General features: G+C 54.6%; 26 protein-coding genes, 1 tRNA gene and 1 pseudogene. 13 read left to right on the top strand and 15 right to left on the bottom strand.

The window, feature by feature from the left end; genetic code table 11:
- Positions 1-68 precede the first annotated feature (68 nt).
- Genes pyrI through WB237_RS13765 form a run of 3 tightly spaced genes read right to left on the bottom strand, consistent with a single transcriptional unit; the run spans position 69 to position 1614 of the window.
- A complete protein-coding gene (gene pyrI / locus WB237_RS13755) occupies positions 69-530 on the bottom strand; it encodes an aspartate carbamoyltransferase regulatory subunit (RefSeq protein WP_028016502.1) in 462 nt (153 codons plus the stop codon).
- Between the two features lie 12 nt (positions 531-542).
- Positions 543-1475 carry an aspartate carbamoyltransferase gene (pyrB, locus tag WB237_RS13760; RefSeq protein WP_025759900.1) on the bottom strand — a complete coding sequence of 311 codons (933 nt, stop codon included), beginning with the start codon at positions 1473-1475 and terminating at the stop codon, positions 543-545.
- 34 nt (positions 1476-1509) lie between these two features.
- The gene (locus WB237_RS13765; RefSeq protein ID WP_022646880.1) at positions 1510-1614 is read right to left on the bottom strand and encodes a pyrBI operon leader peptide; all 105 of its coding nucleotides are present in this window, start codon (positions 1612-1614) and stop codon (positions 1510-1512) included.
- Here WB237_RS13765 and WB237_RS23050 point away from each other — a divergent pair.
- Positions 1594-1711 (top strand): annotated as a pseudogene (locus WB237_RS23050) (hypothetical protein). The gene WB237_RS13765 and the pseudogene WB237_RS23050 overlap by 21 nt on opposite strands.
- Before the next feature lie 3 nt (positions 1712-1714).
- On the opposite strand, the gene WB237_RS13770 reads toward WB237_RS23050, so the two are convergent.
- From WB237_RS13770 to arcA, 5 genes are all read right to left on the bottom strand, one after another.
- Positions 1715-2194: an arginine repressor gene (locus WB237_RS13770; RefSeq protein ID WP_028016503.1), complete on the bottom strand. Its 480-nt coding sequence runs from the start codon at positions 2192-2194 to the stop codon at positions 1715-1717.
- 80 nt (positions 2195-2274) lie between these two features.
- Positions 2275-3678, bottom strand: a complete 1404-nt coding sequence (locus WB237_RS13775; RefSeq protein ID WP_129324112.1) for a YfcC family protein — start codon at positions 3676-3678, stop codon at positions 2275-2277.
- A gap of 46 nt (positions 3679-3724) precedes the next feature.
- Positions 3725-4729, bottom strand: a complete 1005-nt coding sequence (gene argF / locus WB237_RS13780) for an ornithine carbamoyltransferase (RefSeq protein ID WP_336213878.1) — start codon at positions 4727-4729, stop codon at positions 3725-3727.
- Between the two features lie 25 nt (positions 4730-4754).
- Positions 4755-5666: a carbamate kinase gene (arcC, locus tag WB237_RS13785; RefSeq protein ID WP_336213881.1), complete on the bottom strand. Its 912-nt coding sequence runs from the start codon at positions 5664-5666 to the stop codon at positions 4755-4757.
- 10 nt (positions 5667-5676) lie between these two features.
- On the bottom strand, positions 5677-6897 hold the full coding sequence (gene arcA, locus WB237_RS13790; RefSeq protein WP_008501384.1) for an arginine deiminase: 1221 nt from the start codon (positions 6895-6897) through the stop codon (positions 5677-5679).
- A gap of 675 nt (positions 6898-7572) precedes the next feature.
- Between arcA and WB237_RS13795 the strand changes: the two genes are divergently transcribed.
- The 5 genes from WB237_RS13795 to WB237_RS13815 all read left to right on the top strand — a co-directional run bounded on the left by WB237_RS13795 (position 7573) and on the right by WB237_RS13815 (position 14386).
- Positions 7573-8025 carry a YhcH/YjgK/YiaL family protein gene (locus WB237_RS13795; protein WP_336213884.1) on the top strand — a complete coding sequence of 151 codons (453 nt, stop codon included), beginning with the start codon at positions 7573-7575 and terminating at the stop codon, positions 8023-8025.
- Between the two features lie 239 nt (positions 8026-8264).
- Positions 8265-9173: a 2-keto-3-deoxygluconate aldolase gene (yagE, locus tag WB237_RS13800; RefSeq protein ID WP_336213886.1), complete on the top strand. Its 909-nt coding sequence runs from the start codon at positions 8265-8267 to the stop codon at positions 9171-9173.
- Positions 9174-9187: 14 nt separating this feature from the next.
- Entirely contained in the window at positions 9188-11155 is a 1968-nt protein-coding gene (yagF, locus tag WB237_RS13805; RefSeq protein WP_336213888.1) for a xylonate dehydratase YagF, read from the top strand.
- A gap of 226 nt (positions 11156-11381) precedes the next feature.
- Entirely contained in the window at positions 11382-12764 is a 1383-nt protein-coding gene (locus tag WB237_RS13810; RefSeq protein ID WP_181594292.1) for an MFS transporter, read from the top strand.
- Between the two features lie 11 nt (positions 12765-12775).
- Positions 12776-14386 carry a glycoside hydrolase family 43 protein gene (locus tag WB237_RS13815; RefSeq protein WP_336213893.1) on the top strand — a complete coding sequence of 537 codons (1611 nt, stop codon included), beginning with the start codon at positions 12776-12778 and terminating at the stop codon, positions 14384-14386.
- A gap of 4 nt (positions 14387-14390) precedes the next feature.
- Here the strand turns inward: WB237_RS13815 and xynR are convergent, their stop codons facing one another.
- The 3 genes from xynR to argL form a co-directional block, all read right to left on the bottom strand.
- Entirely contained in the window at positions 14391-15149 is a 759-nt protein-coding gene (gene xynR, locus WB237_RS13820; RefSeq protein ID WP_336213895.1) for a DNA-binding transcriptional repressor XynR, read from the bottom strand.
- A 325-nt stretch (positions 15150-15474) separates the two neighbouring features.
- Positions 15475-16479, bottom strand: a complete 1005-nt coding sequence (argF, locus tag WB237_RS13825) for an ornithine carbamoyltransferase (RefSeq protein WP_336213898.1) — start codon at positions 16477-16479, stop codon at positions 15475-15477.
- Positions 16449-16544 (bottom strand): putative translational regulatory protein ArgL, encoded by a 96-nt coding sequence (argL, locus tag WB237_RS13830; protein ID WP_213014347.1) that lies wholly within the window; start codon positions 16542-16544, stop codon positions 16449-16451. The genes argF (WB237_RS13825) and argL overlap by 31 nt, the downstream gene beginning before the upstream one ends.
- 99 nt (positions 16545-16643) lie before the next feature.
- Here argL and rraB point away from each other — a divergent pair, with 99 nt between their 5' ends.
- The 6 genes from rraB to WB237_RS13860 all read left to right on the top strand — a co-directional run bounded on the left by rraB (position 16644) and on the right by WB237_RS13860 (position 22024).
- Entirely contained in the window at positions 16644-17069 is a 426-nt protein-coding gene (rraB, locus tag WB237_RS13835) for a ribonuclease E inhibitor RraB (RefSeq protein WP_025759886.1), read from the top strand.
- Between the two features lie 45 nt (positions 17070-17114).
- On the top strand, positions 17115-17873 hold the full coding sequence (gene miaE / locus WB237_RS13840; protein ID WP_336213901.1) for a tRNA isopentenyl-2-thiomethyl-A-37 hydroxylase MiaE: 759 nt from the start codon (positions 17115-17117) through the stop codon (positions 17871-17873).
- A gap of 30 nt (positions 17874-17903) precedes the next feature.
- Complete coding sequence (locus tag WB237_RS13845) at positions 17904-18635, top strand: topoisomerase II (RefSeq protein ID WP_336213903.1); 732 nt, start codon at positions 17904-17906, stop codon at positions 18633-18635.
- Between the two features lie 106 nt (positions 18636-18741).
- A tRNA-Leu gene (locus WB237_RS13850) sits at positions 18742-18826 on the top strand.
- Positions 18827-18989: 163 nt separating this feature from the next.
- Positions 18990-20243 (top strand): tyrosine-type recombinase/integrase, encoded by a 1254-nt coding sequence (locus WB237_RS13855; protein WP_094917761.1) that lies wholly within the window; start codon positions 18990-18992, stop codon positions 20241-20243.
- Positions 20244-20422: 179 nt separating this feature from the next.
- Positions 20423-22024 (top strand): TIGR04141 family sporadically distributed protein, encoded by a 1602-nt coding sequence (locus tag WB237_RS13860; RefSeq protein WP_176463066.1) that lies wholly within the window; start codon positions 20423-20425, stop codon positions 22022-22024.
- A 47-nt stretch (positions 22025-22071) separates the two neighbouring features.
- Here WB237_RS13860 and WB237_RS13865 read toward each other — a convergent pair whose 3' ends face one another.
- Positions 22072-22896, bottom strand: a complete 825-nt coding sequence (locus WB237_RS13865) for an RES family NAD+ phosphorylase (protein ID WP_094917765.1) — start codon at positions 22894-22896, stop codon at positions 22072-22074.
- 11 nt (positions 22897-22907) lie between these two features.
- Here WB237_RS13865 and WB237_RS13870 point away from each other — a divergent pair, with 11 nt between their 5' ends.
- Positions 22908-23192: a hypothetical protein gene (locus WB237_RS13870; RefSeq protein ID WP_254925104.1), complete on the top strand. Its 285-nt coding sequence runs from the start codon at positions 22908-22910 to the stop codon at positions 23190-23192.
- 13 nt (positions 23193-23205) lie between these two features.
- Here WB237_RS13870 and WB237_RS13875 read toward each other — a convergent pair whose 3' ends face one another.
- Genes WB237_RS13875 through WB237_RS13885 form a run of 3 tightly spaced genes read right to left on the bottom strand, consistent with a single transcriptional unit; the run spans position 23206 to position 24762 of the window.
- Entirely contained in the window at positions 23206-23769 is a 564-nt protein-coding gene (locus WB237_RS13875; protein ID WP_336213913.1) for a phage polarity suppression protein, read from the bottom strand.
- 28 nt (positions 23770-23797) lie between these two features.
- A complete protein-coding gene (locus WB237_RS13880; RefSeq protein ID WP_014830132.1) occupies positions 23798-24016 on the bottom strand; it encodes an ogr/Delta-like zinc finger family protein in 219 nt (72 codons plus the stop codon).
- 2 nt (positions 24017-24018) lie between these two features.
- The gene (locus WB237_RS13885) at positions 24019-24762 is read right to left on the bottom strand and encodes a capsid protein (protein ID WP_336213917.1); all 744 of its coding nucleotides are present in this window, start codon (positions 24760-24762) and stop codon (positions 24019-24021) included.
- Between the last annotated feature and the right edge of the window lie 353 nt (positions 24763-25115).

The raw sequence follows: 25115 nt of genomic DNA on the forward strand, positions 1-25115 counted from the left end.
TCCAGAATAACAGCTGATTAAATGTTCCCGGCCATTATAGGGAGGCCGGGATCCTTTACCAACCTCAATTAGTTGGCCAGCACCACATAATGAGAAAACTCTTTTTCGCAGTATTTGCATTTGAGTGCGATGTCATCAGCGCGTTTTTTCACTGCAAAACTGGAAGAAACCGGCTCAGCATGACTGATGCAGTTGCTGTTCGGGCAGACCAGCACGCTTTCGATGCGCTCCGGCAGGCTCGGACGGGATTTGCCGACCACTTCATATTCGTCGATGCGGTTGACGGTGGCGTCCGGCGCATACAGGGATAACTGGTTTACCTGCTCATCGGTCAGGAAAGTGTTCTCAATCTTGATCAGGTCTTTACGACCCATTTCGCCTGACGGCAGATTCAGACCGATGGTGATGCGCTGGTCAGTCTCGGTCAGTTTGAACAGCGTCAGTAACTTAAAGCCCACCTGTGCAGGGATGTGGTCAATCACAGTGCCACGTTTGATGGCTTCAACCTGGAGTTTGTTATCGTGTGTCATTGTCGTTTCCCCTTACAGAGCCAATTCGCGATTCAGAACCAGTGCCAGTAACGCCTGGCGAGCGAAAATGCCGTTCCCGGCCTGCTGGAAATACCAGGCGTGCGGCGTTTTATCCACGTCGGTGGTGATTTCATCAATACGCGGCAGCGGGTGCAGCACCTTCATGTTGTCGCGCGCGCCCTCAAGGTCGCTGGCACGCAGCACGAACTGCGCCTTCACGTTGGCGTATTCGGACGGATCCAGACGTTCTTTCTGCACGCGGGTCATATACAGAATATCGACGTGGCTCATCACCTCTTCGATGCTCGCATGCAGGCTCCACTGAATGCCTTTCTCGTCCAGCATGTCGAGAATGTACTGCGGCATCGCCAGCGCGTCCGGGGCGATGAAGAAGAAACGGTTACCGTTAAACTTCGCCAGCGCCTGGGTCAGTGAGTGGACGGTACGGCCATATTTCAGGTCGCCAACCATCGCGATGTTCAGGTTTTCAAGCGTGCCCTGGGTTTCCTGAATGGTGAACAGATCCAGCAGGGTCTGCGTCGGGTGCTGGTTGGCACCATCTCCTGCGTTCAGTACCGGAATACCACCGGAAAACTCGGTCGCCAGACGCGCCGCCCCTTCCTGTGGGTGACGCATGACAATCGCGTCGACATAAGTACTGATAACTGAAATGGTATCCGCCAGCGTTTCGCCTTTTTTACCCAGCGACGTGTTGCTGCTGTCAGAGAAGCCGACCACGCTCGCGCCCAGGCGGTGCATAGACGTTTCAAAGGAGAGTCGCGTACGGGTAGAGGCTTCAAAGAAGCAGCTCGCAATCACCTTGTGCTTCAGCAGCTCCGGTTGCGGATTAGCTTTCAGTTTTGCCGCGGTTTCCAGAACCAGTTCCAGCTCTTCGCGGCTGAGGTCGTTTATGGAAATGATGTGTTTTTGATAAAGCGGATTCATGTTTATCTCCTGACGCCGGGCAAAAAAAAGCCCCTCAAATGAGGGGCTCTGGGAATAGGTTTAGCAACGGGAAGAAAAACGGCAGGCCAGCGTCTGATTTCAGACGCGGTAAGACGTTATGTCGTACACGCTTGACCATGCTTCCTCCCGGCAAATTGTCGGGCATTATACGCACCCCGATTTTCGGATCAAGCGATTTAATGCACGCTTTACTCAATGCAAACGGTTCTTTGTGAATATTAATTCGTTCTGAGTAAATAATTAATTTGCTTATGCACCAGCGCGGTACGCTTCACCACCCGGGGGGCGACCCAGACGATACTGCTGCCGGCCACCACGCCTAAAATTTCCGGTAACTGGTGGTAATCCAGAATACGCGCCACCGCGCGGCCATATCCGGCGACAGTATGAATGAGGATAAACTCGCTATTGTGCTCCACGCTCACCACCATTTCAGAAACGGTACGCGCGGCATCGGGGGCAGGGCGCAGTTGGGGATTCAACGAATAAATCTTTAGCCCTTTGGCATTTCGAATTTTTATGACGCCGAGCAATTTCAGCAGACGCGAAACGGTCGACTGGCTGATGCTGTCAAACCCTCTCTCCTGCAAATCGCGACGAATTTCTTCCTGTGAAAGATAGCTCTTTTCGGCGATCAGACGCTGGCACACCGTTAGCTGCAGTTGTTCTTTGGGAGAGTACGCTTCGTAATCCATCATGTTTCCCATATCAGTTCCTGAAATAACCGGTGGCACTGCACCGATCCGTAGGCCGGATAAGCGCAGTGCCATCCGGCAAATCACAACAAGGCACCCAGGCTTAGCGCCACCATAATCACCACCGTCAGGATCGCCAGCAGCGGCGCAACCCATTTCAGGTAGCGCACGTAAGGCACACGGGCGATAGCCAGCCCGCCCATCACCACCGCTGAGGTTGGCGTGACCAGGTTAACGATGCCGGAGGCCGACTGGTAAGCCGTAACTACCAGGTCGCGGTTGACGTTAGCGAAATCGGCTAGCGGTGCCATGATCGGCATCGTCAGTACGGCCAGGCCGGACGAAGAAGGCACAAGAAACGACAGAACAACTTCCAGCCAGTACATCACGTTGATAAACGCCACCGTGGACAACCCGCTGACCAGACCTTCCGCGCTGTGCAAAATGGTGTGGGTAATCATGCCCTTATCCATGATGACTACGATACCGCGCGCAATGCCGATAATCAGCGCGACACCCAGCAAATCTCGCGCACCGTTGATAAAGGTTGAGGTAAGCTCCTCTTCACTCATACGGGCGATAAGCCCCACGATAATGGCGCTGGCGAGAAACACCGCCGAGATCTCTGCCATCCACCACCCCAGCACCGCCACGCCGTAGATCATCACCGCGAAGGCGAGGGCGAAGATCACCAGAATGATTTTGCGCACCGGGGTAAATTCCAGCGACTGTTCACCCTTGTTGCCGAGAAAATGGGCGCGGTTTTCTTCCTGTTTGTCTGCGACGATAGAGAGGGACGGATCCTGACGAACCTTACGGGCGTAGCGCATCACCCATGCCACGCAGATGATCCAGCCGATCACCAGCAGCGCCACGCGCAGGGCGATACCGTGGGTGAAGGGGATCCCGGCGGCGTTGGCGGCGATCACCGTGGCAAACGGGTTAATGGTGGAACCGAGCGTGCCGATCCCCGCCCCGAGCAGCACGGTAGAGGCGGCAACCACCGGATCAAAACGGGCGGCCAGCATGACGGGCACCAGCAAGGTATAGAAAGGCAGTGACTCTTCGGCCATGCCGTAGATCGTGCCGCCTGCGGCAAACAACGCCATCAGGATCGGGATCATCCACTCTTCGCGTCCGCGCAGGCGGGTCGTTACCCGTTCGATCCCGGCGTCAATCGCCCCGGTTTTGGTGACGATCCCGAGAAAACCCCCGATGATCAGGATAAACAGCGCCACGTCGATTGCCCCAGCCTGACCGGACACGGGATCGTACAGCCCGGCAATGGGGGCCATCAGGACGGAAACCAGCCCCTGTGGGTGCGCCGCCACGTGCGCGTACGTTCCGGCAATCGGGACTTCTTTGCCAAGGGTTTCATTCATCGCCATCTGGTACTGACCGGCCGGAACAACCCAGCTCAGCGCCGCCACAACGGCAATCAGAAAAAAGAGAATGGTGTAAGCGGAGGGAAACTTGAACTTGCCCATGATGTTCTCCTGAACCCGGCGCACCCCGTGGTGCGCCGGGCGGTGATTAGTCGCCGAGTGTCGCCACCATGACCGCTTTAATGGTGTGCATGCGGTTTTCTGCTTCGTCAAAGACGATAGAGTTCGGTGATTCAAAGACCTCTTCCGTCACCTCAAGCCCTTTCAGGCCGTAAGCCATCTCGATTTCACGGCCCACTTTGGTGTGCTCGTTGTGGAACGCCGGCAGGCAGTGCATGAACTTGACGTTCGGGTTGCCAGTGGCTTTCATCACCTGAGCGTTAATCTGGTAAGGCTTCATCAGGCTGACGCGCTCGGCCCATGCCTCTTTCGGTTCACCCATGGAGACCCACACGTCGGTGTAGAGGAAATCGGTCCCCTGAACGCCTTCTTCCACGTCATCCGTGAGGGTGATGCGCGCGCCAGTTTCTTTGGCGATGGCGCGGCACTGCTCAACCAGCCCCGCTTCCGGCCAGAAAGATTTCGGTGCCACGAGGCGGATATCCATCCCCATCTTGGCTGCGCCAACCATCAGAGAGTTGCCCATGTTGTTCCGCGCGTCGCCCAGATAGGCAAAGCTCAGCTCCGGCAGGGTTTTCCCTGGCGCATGCTCAAGCATGGTCATCAGGTCAGCGAGGATTTGGGTCGGGTGAAACTCGTCGGTCAGGCCGTTCCACACCGGTACGCCCGCGTACTCGCCCAGCTCCTCGACAATCGCCTGGCCGTAGCCGCGATACTCAATACCGTCGTACATGCGGCCCAGCACGCGGGCGGTATCTTTCATCGACTCTTTATGGCCGATCTGCGAGCCGCTTGGGCCGAGATAAGTGACCTGTGCGCCCTGGTCAAACGCGCCGACTTCAAAGGCACAACGGGTGCGGGTGGAGGTTTTTTCAAAGATCAGGGCGATGTTTTTCCCGACCAGGGTTTTCTTTTCACGTCCGGCTTTTTTGGCGGCCTTGAGTTCGATGGCAAGGTCGATCAGGTACTGGATCTCTGCAGGGGTGTAGTCCAGCAGTTTCAGGAAGTTGCGGTTTTTCAGGTTGATGGTCATGGGTAAATCCTTTTTGAAATTTGAATTAGTTGCGAATTAACGTGCCTTTCTCGCCCGCGAGGATCTCCGCGCCGTCAGCCAGCGCACCGATCCCGGCAATCCCGTTGCAGGTTTCAACAAACTCGCGGCAGGCGGCCACTTTTGGTCCCATCGAACCAGCGTCGAACTGCATGCCTCTGAGCAGTGCCGGCGTTACCTGTGCCAGCGGGCGCTGGGTCGGTTTGCCCCAGTCGAGATACACCGCGTCGGCATCGGTAAGGATCAGCAGGGCATCGGCCTCGATCTGGCGCGCCAGCAGCGCGGCGGAGAGGTCTTTGTCGATCACCGCTTCAATGCCGCGATAGCCATTGGCGTTTTCCACCACCGGCACGCCGCCGCCACCGTTACAGATCACCAGGTGATCGCGCTGGATAAGTGCCGTAATCGCGTCGCTCTCGACGATGCGTTTGGGTTGCGGGGAGGGAACGACGCGGCGGACGTAGCTGCCGTCGGCCTTAAACACCCAGCCTTTTTCCGCAGCCAGCGTTTTCGCCTGGGCTTCGCTGTACACCGGGCCGATGTACTTGGTCGGATTGCTGAATGCCGGGTCGGCGGCATCCACCTCTACCTGGGTGAGCAGCACGCTCACCTCGCGCTGGGGAAGATTGTTTTTCAGCGCCTGCTGGAGCATGTAGCCGATCATTCCCTGGCTTTCGGCGCCGAGAACGTCCAGCGGGTAGGGCGTGACTTTGTCGTAGGCGCTGTTCTGCAATGCCAGCAGCCCGACCTGCGGGCCGTTGCCGTGAACCAGTACCACGCGCCACTGCTCCGTCAGCCCGGCGATGGTGCGGGCGGCCTGCTCAATGTTCTGGCGCTGGATCTCCGCTTCCAGCGGTTCGCCGCGTTTCAGTAACGCGTTACCGCCAAGCGCCACAACCAGAGTGGGTTTTTGTTCCATGATGGCTCCTTTAAATTCCGTCACGTTCCAGTGGGCAGCTCATGCAGCGCGCGCCGCCGCGACCGCGTCCGAGTTCGTCACCCGGGATCGGCAGCACGGTGATGCCCGCTTTGTCGTACTTCTCGTTGGTCCAGACGTTGCGCTCGTAACCAATCACCACGCCCGGGCGGATGGTCAGAACGTTATTGGCGTCGTTCCACTGTTCACGTTCGGCCTCAAAGGCATCGCCGCCGGTGGTGATCAGGCGCACCTGGTTAATGCCGAGGGCTTTTTCGATGGCGTGGAGCAGGTCGGTTTCCTGAGTACGCAGCAGACCGCCGCGTCCGTCCGGGGTGAGCGTCCAGCACTGGGCATCTTTGCGCACCACTTCCGGGTAGACGGAGAAGGTGTCCACGTCGATGTGGGTCATCACGGTGTCGAGGTGCATGCAGGAGCGGTGTTTTGGCAATTCAACGGCGATCACGCGCTCGGCCTGGCGGTGTTTAAACAGGCTGTTGGCCAGAAACTCCACGCCCTGCGGGGTGGTGCGTTCTGACATGCCAATTAATACCGCACCGCGTCCAATCACTAATACATCGCCACCTTCTAATGTCGCGTGATCGTAATTAATATTCTCGTCACCGAAATACTTAATAAAATCACCGTCGGCAAACGCAGGATGCCAGCGATATATGGCCCGCAGGTTATTGGTTTCACGCTGGCGAGCCGGTTTAGCCATTGGGTTAATGGACACGCCGTTATAAATCCAGCAGGAAGTGTCGCGAGTAAATAAATGGTTAGGCAGCGGCTTCATAATAAAATCATTCGCTGTGTGGGTATCTACCACCATATTTTTAATGGCTGCCGGAATTTCACCGTAGGTTAATCCGCCGCTTAACCGGCGCGCCAGTTCACGGTGCGGCATATCCGCCAGCCAGCCGCGCACATCACCTGCAAAGGTTGGCCCGAGGCGGTAGTCAGAGATTTGGGTTTCGAGAAGCCAGGCTTTTGCTTCTGCAATATCAAGCGTTTGAGTGAGAAGGTCTGTCAACAGCAGGACTTCCACACCCTGCTCGCGCAGTGTGTTTGCGAAAATATCATGCTCTTCACCCGCCCGTTCAACCGAGAGCACATCATCGAAGAGTAATTCCTGACAGTTCGACGGCGTTAAACGTTTCAGACTTAAATTTGGACGGTGCAGCATAACGCTACGCAATTGACCAATTTCAGAACCGACGTAATGCTTTTCCATAATTATTCCTTTAACTGTTTTTCAGAATAAAAAGGGCATGCGCCATGTGATGTGATTATTTCCATGGCGGCTAAGCTCAATTGATTTCGAGGTTCATACTAGGCGGTTAAATAATCCGTATTGTGATATCGCTCACGTGAAACTGGATATTAAGCGGTTTGTTTTCATTTGCATGATTCGCATCAGATAATGATTAATTGGATATAATTGCCGGGTGAATAGCTAAGCAGGATACGCTGGGGTTATTTGAAGTTGTTATTATTTTGTGGAATTTAATCATTTGAAATGTTTTGTTATCTAGTTGATTTTAAATGAATAAAAATCATTAGCGGAATGGCTATGCAGTATTAGCAATTAACTATTTTTAACTTAAGGAAAATCAATAAATAATTATGGGATTTAATAGCAAATTATCAAAATGATAAAGTGTGAGCCCGGAGAGAGTTTTGTTGTTAACGCCATACGATCAGTGAGTTAGCGCGATGCCGTGACAATGAAGATCTGAGGTTATGCATAACGACTGCATAAATGTCTGCGAGGGCTTAACAGCAAATTAACACATTTCCCGATAAACATGCGCTGGCGCAAAACCTGTCGAGAAAGCGGTGGTATGGCAGTGAGAATTCTCGTATAAAAGATTAAAATGAAACGATGTTTTATATTGAGGGTTTGTTTATGCTTATCGGCAACATCCACCATCTGCAATCCTGGCTCCCTGACGAATTGCGCCAGGCCATTGAACACGTTAAAGCCCACGTCACCGACGCCACTCCACTGGGCAAGCATGATATCGACGGCAACAACCTGTTTTATCTGGTCTCGGAAGACATGACCCAGCCGTTCGCCGAGCGCCGCGCCGAGTACCACGCGCGTTATCTGGATATCCAGATCATTATGAAGGGGCAAGAAGGGATGACCTTCAGCACTCTGCCGCACGGCACACCGGACACAGACTGGCTGGCGGATAAAGACATCGCGTTTCTGCCGGAAGGTGAGCAGGAGAAAACCGTGGTGCTGAGCGAAGGGGATTTTGTGGTGTTCTGGCCGGGCGAAGTGCACAAGCCGCTGTGCGCGGTGGGGGCGCCTGCTAAGGTCAGGAAAGTGGTCGTTAAAATGCTGGTGGAGTAATTTTCCCTCACCCCGGCCCTCTCCCAGAGGGAGAGGGTGTAAAAGTCCCCTCTCCCTGTGGGAGAGGGCTAGGGTGAGGGCACCAGACCGCACCCACGCATAATGTGATCCAGCTTAAACTTCCCGCACTCCCTCCTCATCTCCCATTTACCTGCGCTTTTTCTGCGTCATAGTATGATCGTTAAATTAATGAACGCTGTTCTATAATGTAGAACAAAATGATTCAACAAGGAGATCTCATGCCGCAGTCCGCGTTGTTCACGGGAATCATTCCCCCTGTCTCCACCATCTTTACCGCCGACGGCCAGCTCGATAAGCAGGGCACCGCCGCGCTGATCGACGATCTCATCAAGGCAGGCGTTGACGGTCTGTTCTTCCTGGGCAGCGGCGGCGAGTTCTCCCAGCTCAGCGGCGAAGAGCGTAAAACCATTGCCCGCTTTGCTATCGATCACGTCGATCGTCGCGTGCCGGTGCTGATCGGCACCGGCGGCACCAACGCCCGGGAAACCATTGAGCTGAGCCAGCACGCGCAGCAGGCGGGCGCGGACGGCATCGTGGTGATTAACCCCTACTACTGGAAAGTGTCGGAAGCGAACCTGATCCGCTATTTCGAGCAGGTGGCCGACAGCGTCACCCTGCCGGTGATGCTCTATAACTTCCCGGCGCTGACCGGGCAGGATCTGACGCCAGCGCTGGTCAAAACCCTGGCCGACTCGCGCAGCAACATCGTCGGCATTAAAGATACCATCGACTCCGTCGCCCACCTGCGCAGCATGATCCACACCGTCAAAGCCGCACATCCGCACTTCACCGTGCTCTGCGGCTACGATGACCATCTGTTTAATACCCTGCTGCTCGGCGGCGACGGGGCGATCTCGGCCAGCGGCAACTTTGCGCCGCAGGTGTCGGTGAATCTTCTGAAAGCCTGGCGGGAGAAAGACGTGGCGAAAGCGGCTGAGTATCATCAGACCTTACTGCAAATACCGCAGATGTATCAGCTGGATACGCCGTTTGTGAACGTCATTAAAGAGGCGATAGTGCTCTGCGGCCGCCCGATTTCCACGCACGTGCTGCCGCCCGCCTCTGCGCTGGACGAGCCGCGTAAGGCGCAGCTGAAAACCCTGCTGCAACAGCTTAAGCTTTGCTGAGCCGGACGATAACCATGACCATCGAGAAAATTTTCACCCCACAGGACGATGCGTTTTATGCGGTGATCACCCACGCGGCGGGGCCACAAGGCGCACTGCCGCTGACCCCGCAGATGCTGATGGAATCTCCCAGCGGCAACCTGTTCGGTATGACGCAGAACGCCGGGATGGGCTGGGATGCCAACAAGCTCACCGGCAAAGAGGTGCTGATTATCGGCACCCAGGGCGGCATCCGCGCCGGAGATGGACGCCCGGTCGCGCTGGGCTACCACACCGGGCACTGGGAGATCGGCATGCAGATGCAGGCGGCGGCGAAGGAGATCACGCGCAACGGCGGGATCCCGTTTGCGGCCTTCGTCAGCGATCCGTGCGACGGCCGTTCTCAGGGCACGCACGGCATGTTTGATTCCCTGCCGTACCGCAACGACGCGGCGATCGTGTTTCGCCGCCTGATCCGCTCCCTGCCGACGCGTCGGGCGGTGATCGGCGTAGCGACCTGCGATAAAGGGCTGCCCGCCACCATGATTGCGCTGGCCGCAATGCACGACCTGCCGACCATTCTGGTACCGGGCGGGGCAACGCTGCCGCCGACCGTCGGCGAAGATGCGGGCAAGGTCCAGACCATCGGCGCGCGCTTTGCCAACCACGAACTCTCCCTGCAGGAGGCCGCCGAGCTTGGCTGTCGCGCCTGCGCATCGCCGGGCGGCGGGTGTCAGTTCCTCGGCACGGCGGGCACCTCGCAGGTGGTCGCGGAGGCGCTGGGCCTGGCGTTGCCGCATTCTGCGCTGGCGCCGTCCGGACAGGCGGTGTGGCTGGAGATCGCCCGCCAGTCGGCGCGGGCGGTGAGCGAGCTGGATAACCGCGGCATCGCCACGCGCGATATCCTCACCGACAAAGCCATAGAAAACGCCATGGTGATCCACGCGGCGTTCGGCGGCTCCACCAATTTACTGCTGCACATTCCGGCCATCGCCCACGCGGCGGGCTGCGCTATTCCGGACGTTGAACACTGGACGCGCGTTAACCGCAGGGTGCCTCGCCTGGTAAGCGTGCTGCCCAACGGCCCGGACTATCATCCGACCGTGCGCGCGTTCCTCGCGGGCGGCGTGCCGGAGGTGATGCTCCATCTGCGCGATCTCGGCCTGCTGCATCTTGATGCGATGACCGTCACCGGCCAGACGGTGGGCGAGAACCTCGACTGGTGGCAGGCGTCCGAGCGCCGGGCGCGCTTCCGCCAGTGCCTGCGCGAGCACGACGGCGTGGATCCGGATGACGTGATCCTGCCGCCGGAGAAGGCAAAAGCGAAAGGGCTGACATCGACGGTCTGCTTCCCGACGGGCAACATCGCGCCGGAAGGGTCGGTGATCAAGGCCACGGCGATCGACCCGTCGGTGGTGGATGACGATGGCATGTACCGCCACACCGGCCGGGTGCGGGTGTTTGTCTCGGAAGCACAGGCGATCAAGGCCATCAAGCGGGAAGAGATTAAGCAGGGCGATATCATGGTGGTGATCGGCGGGGGGCCGTCCGGCACCGGCATGGAAGAGACCTACCAGCTCACCTCCGCGCTCAAACACATCTCGTGGGGCAAGACGGTGTCGTTAATCACCGATGCGCGCTTCTCGGGCGTGTCGACGGGCGCCTGCTTCGGCCACGTGTCGCCGGAGGCGCTGGCGGGCGGGCCGATTGGCAAGCTGCGCGATAACGACATCATCGAGATTGCCGTGGATCGTCTGACGTTAACTGGCAGCGTGAACTTTATCGGCACGGCGGACAACCCGCTGACGCCGGAAGAGGGGGCGCGCGAGCTGGCAGTCAGGCCGACGCACCCGGACCTGCACGCCCACGACTTTTTGCCGGACGATACCCGGCTGTGGGCGGCGCTGCAGTCGGTGAGCGGCGGCACCTGGAAAGGCTGTATTTATGACACCGATAAAATCATTGAGGTAATTAACGCCGGTAAAAAAGCGCTCGGCATTTAATTATTTTCTGAGATAAAAACGCCTGCGGGAAATATTCCGCGGGTGGCTTTGCTGTTCCTGTTATTTATTAATATAAACAATATTTTGCGATATATCGGTGGCGTCACAAAAGCAAAATAACGTAATTCAGAAATAAGATATGACCATTGCTGGTTAATTGAACAGCTCATTACACTCCATTAACACGATGTTGTAATTCAGCACACTACATAAGGGTGTAATTCTGATGACGCAATTAACCATGAAAGACAAAATTGGCTACGGGCTGGGTGACACCGCCTGCGGCTTCGTCTGGCAGGCTACGATGTTCCTGCTGGCCTACTTCTACACCGACGTCTTCGGCCTGTCGGCGGGGATTATGGGCACGCTGTTTTTGGTCTCCCGCGTGCTCGACGCCGTGACCGACCCGCTGATGGGGCTGCTGGTAGACCGCACCCGCACGCGGCACGGCCAGTTCCGCCCATTCCTGCTGTGGGGCGCCATCCCGTTCGGCATCGTCTGCGTGCTGACCTTCTACACGCCGGACTTTTCCGCGCAGGGCAAGATCATCTACGCCTGCGTAACCTACATTCTCCTGACCCTGGTTTACACCTTCGTTAACGTCCCGTACTGCGCCATGCCGGGCGTCATCACCGCCGACCCGAAAGAGCGTCACGCCCTGCAGTCCTGGCGCTTCTTCCTGGCGGCGGCGGGCTCGCTCGCCATCAGCGGCATCGCGCTGCCGCTGGTGAGCATCATCGGTAAAGGGAACGAGCAGGTGGGCTATTTCGGTGCCATGTGCGTGCTGGGCCTGAGCGGCGTGGTGCTGCTCTACGTCTGCTTCTTTACCACCAAAGAGCGCTACACCTTTGAGGTGCAGCCGGGCTCGTCGGTGGCGAAAGATCTTAAGCTGCTGCTGGGCAACGGCCAGTGGCGCATCATGTGCGCGTTCAAGATGATGGCGACCTGCTCCAACGTGGTGCGCGGCGGGGCGACGCTCTATTTCGTGAAATACGTGATGGATCACCCGGAGATGGCGACCCAGTTCTTACTCTACGGCAGCCTCGCCACTATGTTCGGCTCGCTCTGCTCCTCCCGCCTGCTGGGGCGCTTCGACCGCGTCACCGCCTTCAAGTGGATCATCGTCGCCTACTCTCTGATTAGTCTGCTGATTTTCGTCACCCCGGCCGAGCACATCGCGCTGATTTTTGCCCTCAACATTCTGTTCCTGTTCGTCTTCAACACCACCACGCCGCTGCAGTGGCTGATGGCCTCTGACGTGGTGGACTACGAGGAGAGCCGCAGCGGTCGCCGCCTCGACGGGCTGGTGTTCTCCACCTACCTGTTCAGCCTGAAGATTGGCCTGGCGATTGGCGGAGCGGTGGTGGGCTGGATCCTGGCGTATGTGAACTACTCCGCCAGCAGCAGCGTGCAGCCGGTCGAGGTGCTGACCACCATCAAAATTCTGTTCTGCGTGGTGCCGGTGGTGCTCTACGCGGGCATGTTCATCATGCTGTCGTTCTACAAGCTCACCGACGCCCGCGTGGAGGCCATCAGCCAGCAGCTGATCAAGCACCGCGCGGCGCAGGGCGAGGTCGTTCCCGACGCTGCGACAGCAGCATCCCATTAACCGGAGGCAACATGGAAATCACTAACCCGATACTCACCGGCTTCAACCCGGACCCGTCCCTGTGCCGCCAGGGCGAGGACTACTACATCGCCACCTCGACCTTCGAGTGGTTCCCCGGCGTGCGCATCTACCACTCCCGCGACCTGAAAAACTGGTCGCTGGTCAGCACCCCGCTGGACCGCGTGTCGATGCTGGACATGAAGGGCGACCCGGACTCAGGCGGTATCTGGGCGCCGTGCCTGAGCTACGCCGACGGCAAATTCTGGCTGCTCTACACCGACGTGAAAATTGTTGATTCGCCATGGAAAAACGGCCGCAACTTCCTCGTCACCGCGCCGTCCATTGAGGGGCCATGGAGCGAGCCGATCCCGATGGGCAACGGCGGGTTCGACCCGTCCCTGTTCCACGACGACGATGGCCGCAAATATTACCTCTACCGTCCGTGGGGGCCGCGCCACCACAGCAACCCGCACAATACCATTGTGATGCAGGCGTTTGACCCGCAGACCGGGACGCTCTCGCCCGAGCGCAAAACCCTGTTTACCGGCACGCCGCTCTGCTACACCGAAGGGGCGCACCTGTATCGCCACGCGGGATGGTACTACCTGATGGTCGCCGAGGGCGGCACCAGCTACGAGCACGCCGTCGTGGTGCTGCGTTCCAAAAACATCGACGGACCGTACGAGCTGCACCCGAACGTGACGATGATGACCAGCTGGCACCTGCCGGAGAACCCGCTGCAGAAGAGCGGGCACGGCTCGCTGCTGCAGACCCATACGGGAGAATGGTACATGGCCTACCTCACCAGCCGCCCGCTGCGCCTGCCCGGCGTGCCGCTGCTGGCCTCCGGCGGGCGTGGCTACTGCCCGCTGGGGCGCGAGACCGGCATCGCCCGCATTGAGTGGCGCGACGGCTGGCCGTACGTGGAAGGCGGCAAGCACGCGCAGCTGACCGTAAAAGGCCCACAGGTGGTGGAACAGCCCGCTGCCGTTCAGGGCAACTGGCGGGAAGATTTTGACTCCGGTTCGCTCGACCCGGAGCTGCAGACCCTGCGCATTCCGTTCGACGACACCCTCGGCTCGCTCACCGTGCGGCCGGGCTACTTACGGCTCTACGGCAACGACTCGCTCAACTCGACCTTCACCCAGTCGACCGTGGCGCGCCGCTGGCAGCACTTCGCTTTCCGCTCAGAAACGCGGATGCAGTTCTCGCCGGTCCACTTCCAGCAGAGCGCGGGGCTGACCTGCTACTACAACAGCAAAAACTGGAGCTACTGCTTTGTGGACTACGAGGAGGGGCAGGGCAGAACCATCAAGGTTATTCAGCTCGACCACAACGTGCCGTCGTGGCCGCTGCATGAGCAGCCGATTCCGGTGCCGGAACATGCGGAGAGCGTCTGGCTGCGCGTGGACGTGGATACGCTGGTCTACCGCTACAGCTACTCGTTCGACGGCGAGACGTGGCACGCCGTGCCGGTAACGTATGAGGCGTGGAAACTGTCGGATGACTACATCGGCGGGCGCGGCTTCTTCACCGGCGCGTTTGTGGGGCTGCACTGCGAGGACATCAGCGGCGACGGCTGCTATGCGGACTTCGACTACTTCACCTACGAGCCGGTTTAACGGCTCAGGCCGGGTAGCCCAGCGCGCGTGAGAGCTGGAGCCCGGCCTGCTGAAGCTGCTCGCGGAAATTAGCCAGCTCGGCGTCGTCCACGCGGGAGGTCAGCGTCGACAGGCTCAGGGCGGCGATGACGCGGGACTCGTGGTTCCACACCGGCACTGCCACGCAGCGCACGCCCTGCTCGTTCTCTTCACGGTCCAGGGCAAAACCCTGCTCGCGGGTCTGCGCCAGGGCGCTCATTAAGGCTTCGCGAGAGGCAAGAGTGGATGGGGTATAGGTGGTGTACTGATAGCCCTCCAGTAGGGCGTTCAGCTCGGGCTCGCCCAGCCAGGCAATCAACACCTTGCCGATGGCGGTGGCATGAACTGGCAGGCGGCGGCCGATGCGCGAATAGGCGATGGCGGCCAGCTTGCCTTCAATCTTCTCGATATAGACCCCTTCACGCCCGTCCAGGATCCCCAGGTGGGTGGTCTGCCCGGTCCGCTGGGACAGCTCCGTCAGCCAGCCTTTCGCCTTCTGACGAATATCGATGGAGCCCACGACAAAATGACCGCGCTCGACCAGCTTCATGCCGAGGCGATACTTACCGTTCTCCGGGTTCTGATCGATATAGCCGTGAAGCTGCAGGGTTTTCAGCAGCGAGTGGAGGGTACTCTTGCTCAGCCCCATCAGTTTGCTAATGTCGGTGATCTTAAGCTCGGTGGCCTGCTCGTTGAACAGGTTGAGGATCTGCAACGCACGTTCAACAGACTGAATAATCGGCATAATGCTGGTATGTCCACGCTGGAATTAAGGCGAAAACGTACCTTTTTCGGGGTGAAAAATCAATGAAATGGAGCCGATGTTCTCCCTCTCGAGGGCATCAGGCCGCATCGTCGCCTGATTCGCCCGGCGGCGCTTCGCTTGCACGGGCCTACAGGCCGGGTTTTCTCCCTCTCCCCGTGGGAGAGGGCCGGGGTGAGGGCATCAGGCCGCAGCGCCGCCTGATTCGCCCGGCGGCGCTACGCTTGCACGGGCCTACGGGTTGGGTGTTCTCCCTCTCCCCGTGGGAGAGGGCTGGGGTGAGGGCACCAGCGCGCAGAGGACCCAATCACTCCCCAAGCGTCGCCACCATCACCGCCTTAATCGTATGCATCCGGTTTTCCGCCTGGTCGAACACAATGCTCGCCGCCGACTCAAACACCTCGTCCGTCACTTCCATCCCGCCGTGCAGATCGAACTCTTTCGCCATCTGCTTGCCGAGGGTAGTCTGGTCGTCATGGAACGCCGGCAGACAGTGCAGGAACTTCACGTTCGGGTTGCCGGTCAGCGCCATCATCTGGCTATTCACCTGATAGCTCCGCAGCAACGCAATCCGCTCCGCCCACTTCTCTTTGGCTTCGCCCATCGACACCCATACGTCGGTGTAGATGAAGTCCGCGCCTTTCACGCCTGCTGCCACATCTTCCGTCAGAGTGATCTTCCCGCCGTTCTTCGCGGCCAGCGCGCTGCACTCTGCCACCAGGCTCTCTTCCGGCCAGCAGGCTTTTGGGGCCACCAGACGCAGATCCAACCCGGTCAGCGCCGCGGCTTCGAGCATCGAGTTGCCCATGTTGTTGCGCGCATCGCCTGCATAAACCAGCGTCATCTCGTTAAACGCTTTGCCCGGCAGGTGCTCCTGCATGGTCAGTAGGTCCGCCAGCAGCTGCGTCGGGTGGAACTCGTTGGTCAGCCCGTTCCACACCGGCACGCCCGCATACTGTGCCAGGGTATCAACCACTTCCTGACCGTGACCACGGTACTGAATGCCATCGTACATACGGCCAAGCACGCGTGCGGTATCTTTAATTGATTCTTTATGCCCAATCTGGCTGCCGCTCGGCCCTAAATACGTGACGCGTGCGCCCTGGTCAAATGCGGCAACTTCGAAAGAGCATCGTGTACGGGTTGAGTCTTTTTCGAAGATGAGCGCGATGTTTTTACCGGTAAGCTTTTGTACTTCCTTGCCATTTTTTTTATCGGCTTTGAGTTGTGCGGCAAGAGTCAGCAGAGAAGTGAACTGTGCAGGGGTAAAGTCGAGTAATTTCAGAAAGTGTTTCTTGTACAAATCAGACATTTTATCCTCACATGGCGAACGCCACTTATTGAATTAAAATTCACTTTATATGTGTAATTATTCATTTGCAACCCCGTTTAACAAATCTTTCTCACAAAGGTGGAGGCAAACACGTCCGTGTGTGAAAATAGAAGTATCTGCCGCACTTTAAAGAGGATTGAGCCATGGCAAACCCGGAACACCTGGAAGAGCAACGCGAAGAGACGCGTCTGATTATTGAAGAGCTGCTGGAAGACGGTAGCGATCCGGACGCGCTGTACACCATCGAGCACCATTTCTCTGCGGATGATTTCGACGCGCTGGAAAAAATGGCGGTGGAAGCCTTCAAACTGGGTTACGAAGTGACCGAGCCGGAAGAGTTGGAAGTGGAAGAGGGCGACACCGTCATCTGCTGCGACATCCTGAGCGAAGGCGCGCTGAAGGCGGAGCTTATCGACGCACAGGTTGAACAGCTGATGAACCTGGCCGAGAAGTTCGACGTGGAATACGACGGCTGGGGAACCTACTTCGAAGATCCAAACGGTGAAGACGGCGAAGAAGGCGACGACGAAGATTACATCGACGAAGACGACGACGGCGTGCGTCACTAATAGCGTTCAAGCGGCAGTGCATGCTGCCGCTTTCAAGGTTTAAACATGGATTACCCGCAGATACTCGCCCCCGTACTCAACTTCCTCCAGTGCCCGACCCCGCAAGCATGGATTGATAAAGCCCGTGACCCGGCGAACCTGCCGCTGCTGCTCACCGACCACATGGTGTGCGAGCTCAAGGCCGCCCAGACCGCGCTGCTGCTGGTGCGTAAATACGTTGCCGACGAAAGCGGTGCTGACGCGCTGCTCGACTGGCTCAAACCCTACGAACTGTTCACCTTCCGCGACGGCCCGGAGCCGGATTTCATCGCCCTGCACAAGCAGATTGGCAAAAGCGTGATGCCCAAAACCGACGACCCGTGGGGCCAGGCGCTTATCGACAGCATGGTGCTGCTGATCAAAGAGGAGCTGCACCACTTCTGGCAGGTGCGCGAGGCGATGCTGGCGCGCGACATTCAGTACGTCAAAATCGCCGCCAGCCGCTACGCCAAAGGAATGCTGAAAGAAGTACGCACTCACGAACCGCTGACGCTGATCGACAAGCTGATCTGCGGCGCGTACATCGAAGCCCGTTCCTGCGAACGCTTCGCCGCGCTGGCCCCGTTCCTCGACGATGATTTGCAGAAGTTCTATCTCTCGCTGCTGCGCTCGGAAGCGCGCCATTATCAGGACTACCTGACGCTGGCCCAGCAGGTGAGCGATAACGATATCTCACCTCGCATAAAGCTTTTTGGCGAAATTGAAGCCACACTTATCTCGACACCGGACAACGAGTTTCGCTTCCACAGTGGCGTGCCGGTGTAAACCGGCACAACTCAAGGATAAGGATGCGAGATGAATAAAACGTGGACCCGTATTGTCATTGTCGTCGTCGCGGCCGCCGCCGTGGCGTTCTGGGTGTACTTCGACAAACAGCGTATGCAGCGCACCCCCGAACAGCAGCTTGATACCACCCTCAACACGATGCCCGCCTGGCAGGTGATTAAAGAGCAGGAACCCGCGTTCCAGAAACGCATCCGCGAGCAGATTCTCACCATGCAGAAAGCGGGCGAGTCTGAACAGCACATTATCGACGTCATCCAGCCGCAGATTTTGACCCTGCAGATGTCACGCCTGCAGCATGCCCCGGACGCCAACGTGGTGGAATATATGAAGGTCAACATGGAGCAGACTGCCGCCATCCAGAAGGTGAGTGACGACGCCTGTTTCCGCTTCCTCTACCCAGCGGTGAAAGGCGGCGTCAACCCGATGCGCGTGCTCGATCAACAGATGATGTCCCGCCGTATGCAGGCCGACGCCGACATGATGCGCGCAGCCTACGGCAAAAACAGCCACACCGTGACCCCGGCCGAACGCGAGGCGGCTATCGTGGATGTCCGACCCATTATGAAGGAACTTGCCGATAAGTACGGCGAGGACATCCAGTTGCTGCAGATGCCGGAGAACGCGGTGGGCAAAGAGAAGCTCTCCTGCAATATGGTGCAGGAGATGTGGGCGAAGGTGCTGGCGCTGCCGGAGCAGAAGGCGGCGAGGGTGATTCGGCTGGCGGTTTCGGAGCTGGATTGATGAAGGGCGCTGGTTTTTTGGGCACTTAGCGCGGGTTTAGCGTGTCGCCGCTTGCATGGCGGCGCGCGACAGGTATAATCCACAACGTTTCCGCATCCCCTTCAGTGCCGAAGTGGCGAAATCGGTAGACGCAGTTGATTCAAAATCAACCGTAGAAATACGTGCCGGTTCGAGTCCGGCCTTCGGCACCATTAGCATTTCCAAGACCATCCGAGAATGTCCAATTATCCCTTTAAAATCAATGCTTGCAGCGATTTTAACGTCCTGAGTTGTCCGAGATAGTCCGTTGAAATCCGGATGTTATTGGGGGCATAATTGGGGGCATCTTAACTTCGATTAGAAATGTGCCCCCAAATGAAGCTCAACGCCAGACAGGTCGAGACCGCAAAGCCAAAAGACAAAACCTACAAATTGGCCGATGGCGGCGGTTTGTATCTCGAGGTTTCGGCCAAGGGTGCTAAATACTGGCGCATGAAATACAGACGCCCCTCAGACAAAAAAGAAGATCGCCTCGCTTTTGGTGTCTGGCCTACCGTGACTCTGGCTCAGGCTAGGGCAAAGCGCGATGAAGCCAAAAAGCTGTTAGTGCAGGGCATTGACCCTAAAGCAGAACAGAAAGAGGCTCAGGCCGAGAATTCGGGGGCATATACATTCGAAACTATCGCTCGTGAATGGCATGCTAGTAACAAGCGCTGGAGTGAAGATCATCGATCGCGTGTACTTCGCTATCTTGAGCTTTATATTTTCCCTCATATTGGTTCGTCCGACATTCGCCAGCTCAAAACTAGTCACCTGTTAGCCCCGATTAAAAAAGTTGATGCCAGTGGTAAGCATGATGTTGCTCAGCGCCTGCAACAGCGTGTTACGGCCATTATGCGTTATGCCGTACAGAACGATTACATCGACTCAAATCCAGCCAGTGATATGGCCGGTGCGCTTTCGACAACCAAAGCGCGACATTACCCCGCTTTACCCTCTAGCCGATTCCCTGAGTTTCTTGCTCGTCTTGCAGCATATCGTGGCCGTGTAATGACGCGGATCGCAGTCGAGCTTTCTTTACTCACTTTTGTGCGTTCCAGTGAGTTACGTTTCGCGCGTTGGGATGAGTTCGACTTCGATAAATCTCTCTGGCGCGTACCTGCAAAACGAGAAGAAATTAAAGGTGTGCGTTACTCGTACCGTGGGATGAAGATGAAAGAGGAGCATATCGTTCCGCTTAGCCGGCAGGCGATGATTTTGCTAAACCAGTTAAAGCAGATAAGTGGGGATAAAAAGCTGCTTTTTCCGGGGGATCACGACGCCACGAAGGTAATGAGTGAAAACACTGTAAATAGCGCTTTGCGAGCGATGGGGTATGATACAAAAACTGAAGTTTGTGGGCATGGTTTTAGGACGATGGCGCGTGGTGCGCTCGGTGAGTCAGGGTTATGGAGCGATGACGCTATAGAGCGGCAGTTGAGTCACTCGGAGCGGAATAACGTACGTGCAGCTTATATCCACACATCTGAGCATCTGGATGAACGAAGGTTAATGGTACAGTGGTGGGCTGATTATCTTGATGCGAATCAGGGGAATCACATAGGGCCTTATGATTTTGCAAAGTTATAGGGTAAAAATTATTTGAGTTCCAAATGATTTTGTAACTTTCGTCAAATCACCAAAATTTCACTTAAGTTGTAATTGTTTTTTAGATGGATCACATTTTTTCATTGGCAATTTAACTCTTTATTGACATTTTTTTTCTGATGATATAATCGATAGTTGACATGGTCAAGGAAGGTATGACAATGAAACAGAGATTATCTATATTTCTAGTTAAAAAGGGGATCATTGACCATAATCATATACTTGATCTTGATAGGATGAAGCGGGCAATACCTTTGGATATACCTGGCACTGAATCTTATATATATATTCACCAGCCTAAACCTGCCAAATATCCTGATTGGGTTAATTATATCATTAGCTCTCAAAGTAATGTTAGCTATGAGGATTTTTCAAAGTGTCAGAGTGAAACCGCTGTAATAGTTTTATCTTTCGACGGATATATCTTTCTCATGACCTTTGGTGGCGGTCATCACAAGGTAAAGAAAGATAGTATAGAAAGAGATTTTGGGTTGAGAGTAACGCTGAATTCAGTTGATCCTGATAAGTTAAAAAGTCTTGATAAAAGCAACTATCAAGATACGCCATTAAATACACGAAACCAATCAGCTAAAGAAGTTGATATATCGTCGCTTAATATAGATTCCGAATTGGAAATATTATCTACTCTAACAGGAAAATCTAATGTTGAAATATTTGGCGAAATTGTCACTGGTAAGGATTCTCTGACGATTGTGCCACCACTAGGCATTAACTCCATCCGAAGCATTCTAGATGAAGCATTGAAGAAGTTCAAAAGCAAACTGCCCAAAGAATTTGAATGGATTGATAATATTAGCAAAATAAAAGATAAAACATTATGTGAAGTGCTTGAGCTTGAGCTCAATGACTATTTGATTGATGAAAATAAAAGTGAAGATTTTTGGATAGGTGAGCCTGAATTAGTCGATTGGTCTTTGCAAATTGGATATATTATTGGTCGTGTTTCCTCGCGAGCGCCGATACACCAAACATTATCATTTGATGTTCTCAAAGACTACATCGTATCTACTGGGCAAACTTTAAGCTGTGATTCTTTAAAAAGAACTAATATACATATTATTAAAGAGAATGAAACCACCTTTGATTCATGGTCTGCATATAATTGCTTATATGCAGAAGTTACTAGTAATGACGAGCTCTATATTCTTAGGAATGGTACTTGGTATACAGTTAATGTCGATTTTGTCGCATCTGTTGATAGATCATTAAAAAATATCATCCCATATGAAATTGAGTTGCCCCTGTATAACCATGAGCGTGAAGATCAATATAATAAGTTTGTTTGTGAAAGCCTAGATGATTGTCTAATTTTGGATAAAAAACTAATTCATCATGGAGGACGGGGGAGCAAGTTTGAATTTGCAGATGTTTTACGTAAAGGATGTGAGTTTATTCATGTAAAATATTACAGAAGTTCAAGCACATTAAGTCATTTATTTGCTCAAGCCTATGTATCTCTAGAGCTATTTGTAAGCGATCCAGGGTTTCGTGCAAAATTAAATAAATTACTTCCAGATGAAATTAAACTAACGGATGTCAACAAGAGACCTGATACTCAAAAATTCGTGGTTATTTATGCAATTGCCATCAACAGGGCTATACCTAATAAACTTCCATTGTTTTCCAAGATAACATTGAAAAACACCGTGAAATCACTGGAGAACCTAGGATTTACAATTAAAATTGCACAGATAAAAGTTCATCCTACTCTCGAAAAGTTGAAGAAATTTAAATCCACATAAATCTATATTTAATTTTCCAATTAAAGACTGTCGGTCATTGAAATTAATCACTCCCATATTATGTCTCCATTTCTTTTTATTTCTATTGGTATTTTATAAGCTTCAATGTCATATAACCCGTACGGGTATCGTTTTTTGATTTTCATAAGCATTGTGCTTGTTAAAGCAACAGCGGAGTCAGCCTTTTTATTAGGTAGTCCTAAATTAAAGTTTGCTTCACTTGCAACACTATGATAAATCAACCCATCAAGAAAAGGATACTTTTCGAAAATTAATTTAGATAACACCCTAGAATGTAGGTATTCATTTTTAACTGCATTTGGAGAACGAAGGAGTTCATCAAAAAACAGATCTGTGTATAGAAATGAAAGCGCCAAACCTCTATCTTTGAGGCTTAATTCGCGAACGAAATTAGATATTTTGAATGAGTGGGTCTTATCTAAAAGACTTGCTGAGCCTCTTGATGATCGATAAAACTCACCAATTACACCAAGTGTTAATGATTTTCTTTTTGTTACATATGCAGAGACTTGAATTATATCTCCATCTGTTGCATTAATCTCTGAAAGTGCGGTGTCAAGCGACATGCTTAAATAAAGAAATGAATCGCCTCTCTCGTTTAATCTACCGGCGCTTGTCAAATTATTGGGTGGGTAGTAAGTATCACTGGTAGATACGTACGGTTTCCCATCAATGGTTTTTCTTGCACGGAAGTATGGGGTTTCATAGCTAAATGAAAAATTGAGTAAATCGTAAAATTCTAGTAAATAACCAAGTTTGTTTTTTATAAATTCTTCGGACTGGCTATTTTTTATCTCACTTGCAATTTCATTTAAGTATTCAATCTGCAATAGTTTCTTATTAAGAGTCACAGCATAACCTTATGCATCATCAGTGTTTATTAATCGATCTTGCAATTTATGATTTTCAAAGTCAATTGCGTAGCCAATTCTACACATGGAGAAAAAAATACTTGGTCGTCAGCGCGCAATGCTCTCCCCGCCACGCCTGCCCGCTTAAGGGGGCGCTTTTAATGCAGGTGCATGACCGGCCTCAGGGCGCGCCAGTGCTGGCGCTGGCGGGGGTTCCAGTATCGGTAAAACGCATGCAAAACCATGCACCTTATGCATGCATGGCTTTTTTAGGGGAAAAGGCGGGATTTTCGTGAATTTTTGAAAGGACTACTGCGCGGCCAGCTCTGCGCGTCGGCGGGTGTAATTCAGGTTCTGTGCGGGTGTGAATTTTTCACGATTATCATCGCGTGAAGCCGCGTCAGGTCTGAATCCGATGGCCGTTAAAATGTCATTATCCTGCGCCGAATAATTAATTTTTTCACCGGCGGCCAGCCAGACCTGCAGCGCCTCACGCAGATAGTCGAGTGAGTGCTGCATGGCGCAGCGCTGAATGGCGGAATGCTGCCCGGAATAATTCATCAGCTCCGGGGCAAGGGCGGCGGCCAGCTCCGCGCCATGTGCCTGCATAATATCATTCAGACGGTTACGGATGCTGATTCGCTGCACCTCCTCATGCGAGCGAATATAACGCCCGGCAGCCTGATTTATTTCCCACTTTTTCACGTCGATAATTTCGCGCAGGGTTTGCAGGCTCCGGCCGCTGTGGCCGTTACCGGCAAGCTGTTCTCGGTATGCCTGTTCGGCCTGCTTCAGTTCATCCCGGCATTGCAGCCATGCGGATTTATTTGCCTGACAGGCCTCAAAGGCTTTCTGTAGCGTCAGTGTGGTCACGTATATCTCTCCTGATGTCTGGCCGTGCTCACGCACCGGCACGGTTAACGGTGGCCGCCGGTGCGGGTACAGGGATAACCGGCTCAGTAACCGGTGAACGGATAATCCCGTCAACGGATTCAAGCGTACGGAAGGTTGCCGAGCACTCGACGTTCACGCACTGGTGATAGCGCTGTTTGACGTTCTCAGACAGATAGCGACTGGTGCGGGCGTGCGCACTGGTTTTGCAGAACGGGCAGTGAAACATGCTTATACCTCCGCTTTTGTCTCGCCATTATCAGCCAGTTTTCTGGCGAGCATCATTCTCTTCGCCGGGCTGCGTAACAGCTCCATATCGACACCGTTAATCTGCGGCCGGTGCATGCCCGTCACGGACAATACCGGCTCCTGCTTCATATCGAAGTGATACAGGCTGCCCTGACGGCTCAGCGCATCGCGCAGCTCGCCGGTGGCCACGGACTGCGGTGCGCTGTCACCCTGCATTTCGAGGGCACGAACACGCAGCAGGAAAGCGCGGATGAGCGCGACGGAGAGCGTGTTGACCGCCTGAGCCCATTCCGCACCGGCATAAGCGGTAAAGGCATCATCATGCGCTGACAGGTATTTACTGGCGGTGGAGCAGGCACTCAGCATGGCGCGTGTCCGGTCGGTTTCCAGCTCCGCAATCAGGCCGGTGAACTCGTCGGCCAGCTCGCGACTGGCGATACGCCTGCTGTGCTCAGCTTTCATTTCAGGGGTGAGACTGCCGCGCAGGTTGCGGAAGCGACTGCGCCAGTCCTGCTCCGCCTCTGCACTCTCACTGAGGGCGGTCTGCCGCTCCTGCTTACAGCGTTCAATGGACGTATCAATCTCTTTCAGTTCCTGCATGCTGGCCGCGTGCGTGTCTCTGGCCGCAGTGAATGCGCTCAGCTTGTCGGTGATGCGCTGGCTGCTCTCTGCTGACTGTTGAGCGGCTACATTCTGCAGGGCGGTAATGACTGTTTCGGGTTTCATGTTCAGGCTCTCCGTGTGTTCAACCTGAAATGATTCTGCCCTTCATCACACAACATCTCGATTCATTGCAGTTGTGGCAGTTCTGGCACAAACAGCACTCAAAACCCGGCTTGCCAGAGAAAGGTCTCAGCAAAACCTTACTCATCGTTTGTTTTTTTACTGATAACTATTCACCACTGTTCACCATAAATAAAAATATAAATAATACAGTAAGTTAAAGGGTGAACAGTTGCAGGTCTGACTGTTCACCGTCTGTTCACCACTGTTCACCTGCCGTTCTGGCTTATCTCAGGGCTTTTATATTTTATTCCGGTCAATACAGGAAGTTTTAATCAGTAAAAGTAATCATGGGT

The sequence above is a fragment of the Enterobacter sp. P82 genome, from assembly GCF_037053385.1.
In the GTDB taxonomy this organism is placed as follows: domain Bacteria; phylum Pseudomonadota; class Gammaproteobacteria; order Enterobacterales; family Enterobacteriaceae; genus Enterobacter.

Bases quoted from the DNA above. Each gene is read 5' to 3' on its own strand.
- pyrI (WP_028016502.1), bottom strand. From the start codon at position 530: ATGACACACGATAACAAACTCCAGGTTGAAGCCATCAAACGTGGCACT.
- pyrB (WP_025759900.1), bottom strand. From the start codon at position 1,475: ATGAATCCGCTTTATCAAAAACACATCATTTCCATAAACGACCTCAGC.
- WB237_RS13765 (WP_022646880.1), bottom strand. From the start codon at position 1,614: ATGGTCAAGCGTGTACGACATAACGTCTTACCGCGTCTGAAATCAGAC.
- WB237_RS13770 (WP_028016503.1), bottom strand. From the start codon at position 2,194: ATGATGGATTACGAAGCGTACTCTCCCAAAGAACAACTGCAGCTAACG.
- WB237_RS13775 (WP_129324112.1), bottom strand. From the start codon at position 3,678: ATGGGCAAGTTCAAGTTTCCCTCCGCTTACACCATTCTCTTTTTTCTG.
- argF (WP_336213878.1), bottom strand. From the start codon at position 4,729: ATGACCATCAACCTGAAAAACCGCAACTTCCTGAAACTGCTGGACTAC.
- arcC (WP_336213881.1), bottom strand. From the start codon at position 5,666: ATGGAACAAAAACCCACTCTGGTTGTGGCGCTTGGCGGTAACGCGTTA.
- arcA (WP_008501384.1), bottom strand. From the start codon at position 6,897: ATGGAAAAGCATTACGTCGGTTCTGAAATTGGTCAATTGCGTAGCGTT.
- WB237_RS13795 (WP_336213884.1), top strand. From the start codon at position 7,573: ATGCTTATCGGCAACATCCACCATCTGCAATCCTGGCTCCCTGACGAA.
- yagE (WP_336213886.1), top strand. From the start codon at position 8,265: ATGCCGCAGTCCGCGTTGTTCACGGGAATCATTCCCCCTGTCTCCACC.
- yagF (WP_336213888.1), top strand. From the start codon at position 9,188: ATGACCATCGAGAAAATTTTCACCCCACAGGACGATGCGTTTTATGCG.
- WB237_RS13810 (WP_181594292.1), top strand. From the start codon at position 11,382: ATGACGCAATTAACCATGAAAGACAAAATTGGCTACGGGCTGGGTGAC.
- WB237_RS13815 (WP_336213893.1), top strand. From the start codon at position 12,776: ATGGAAATCACTAACCCGATACTCACCGGCTTCAACCCGGACCCGTCC.
- xynR (WP_336213895.1), bottom strand. From the start codon at position 15,149: ATGCCGATTATTCAGTCTGTTGAACGTGCGTTGCAGATCCTCAACCTG.
- argF (WP_336213898.1), bottom strand. From the start codon at position 16,479: ATGTCTGATTTGTACAAGAAACACTTTCTGAAATTACTCGACTTTACC.
- argL (WP_213014347.1), bottom strand. From the start codon at position 16,544: ATGAATAATTACACATATAAAGTGAATTTTAATTCAATAAGTGGCGTT.
- rraB (WP_025759886.1), top strand. From the start codon at position 16,644: ATGGCAAACCCGGAACACCTGGAAGAGCAACGCGAAGAGACGCGTCTG.
- miaE (WP_336213901.1), top strand. From the start codon at position 17,115: ATGGATTACCCGCAGATACTCGCCCCCGTACTCAACTTCCTCCAGTGC.
- WB237_RS13845 (WP_336213903.1), top strand. From the start codon at position 17,904: ATGAATAAAACGTGGACCCGTATTGTCATTGTCGTCGTCGCGGCCGCC.
- WB237_RS13855 (WP_094917761.1), top strand. From the start codon at position 18,990: ATGAAGCTCAACGCCAGACAGGTCGAGACCGCAAAGCCAAAAGACAAA.
- WB237_RS13860 (WP_176463066.1), top strand. From the start codon at position 20,423: ATGAAACAGAGATTATCTATATTTCTAGTTAAAAAGGGGATCATTGAC.
- WB237_RS13870 (WP_254925104.1), top strand. From the start codon at position 22,908: ATGCATCATCAGTGTTTATTAATCGATCTTGCAATTTATGATTTTCAA.
- WB237_RS13880 (WP_014830132.1), bottom strand. From the start codon at position 24,016: ATGTTTCACTGCCCGTTCTGCAAAACCAGTGCGCACGCCCGCACCAGT.
- WB237_RS13885 (WP_336213917.1), bottom strand. From the start codon at position 24,762: ATGAAACCCGAAACAGTCATTACCGCCCTGCAGAATGTAGCCGCTCAA.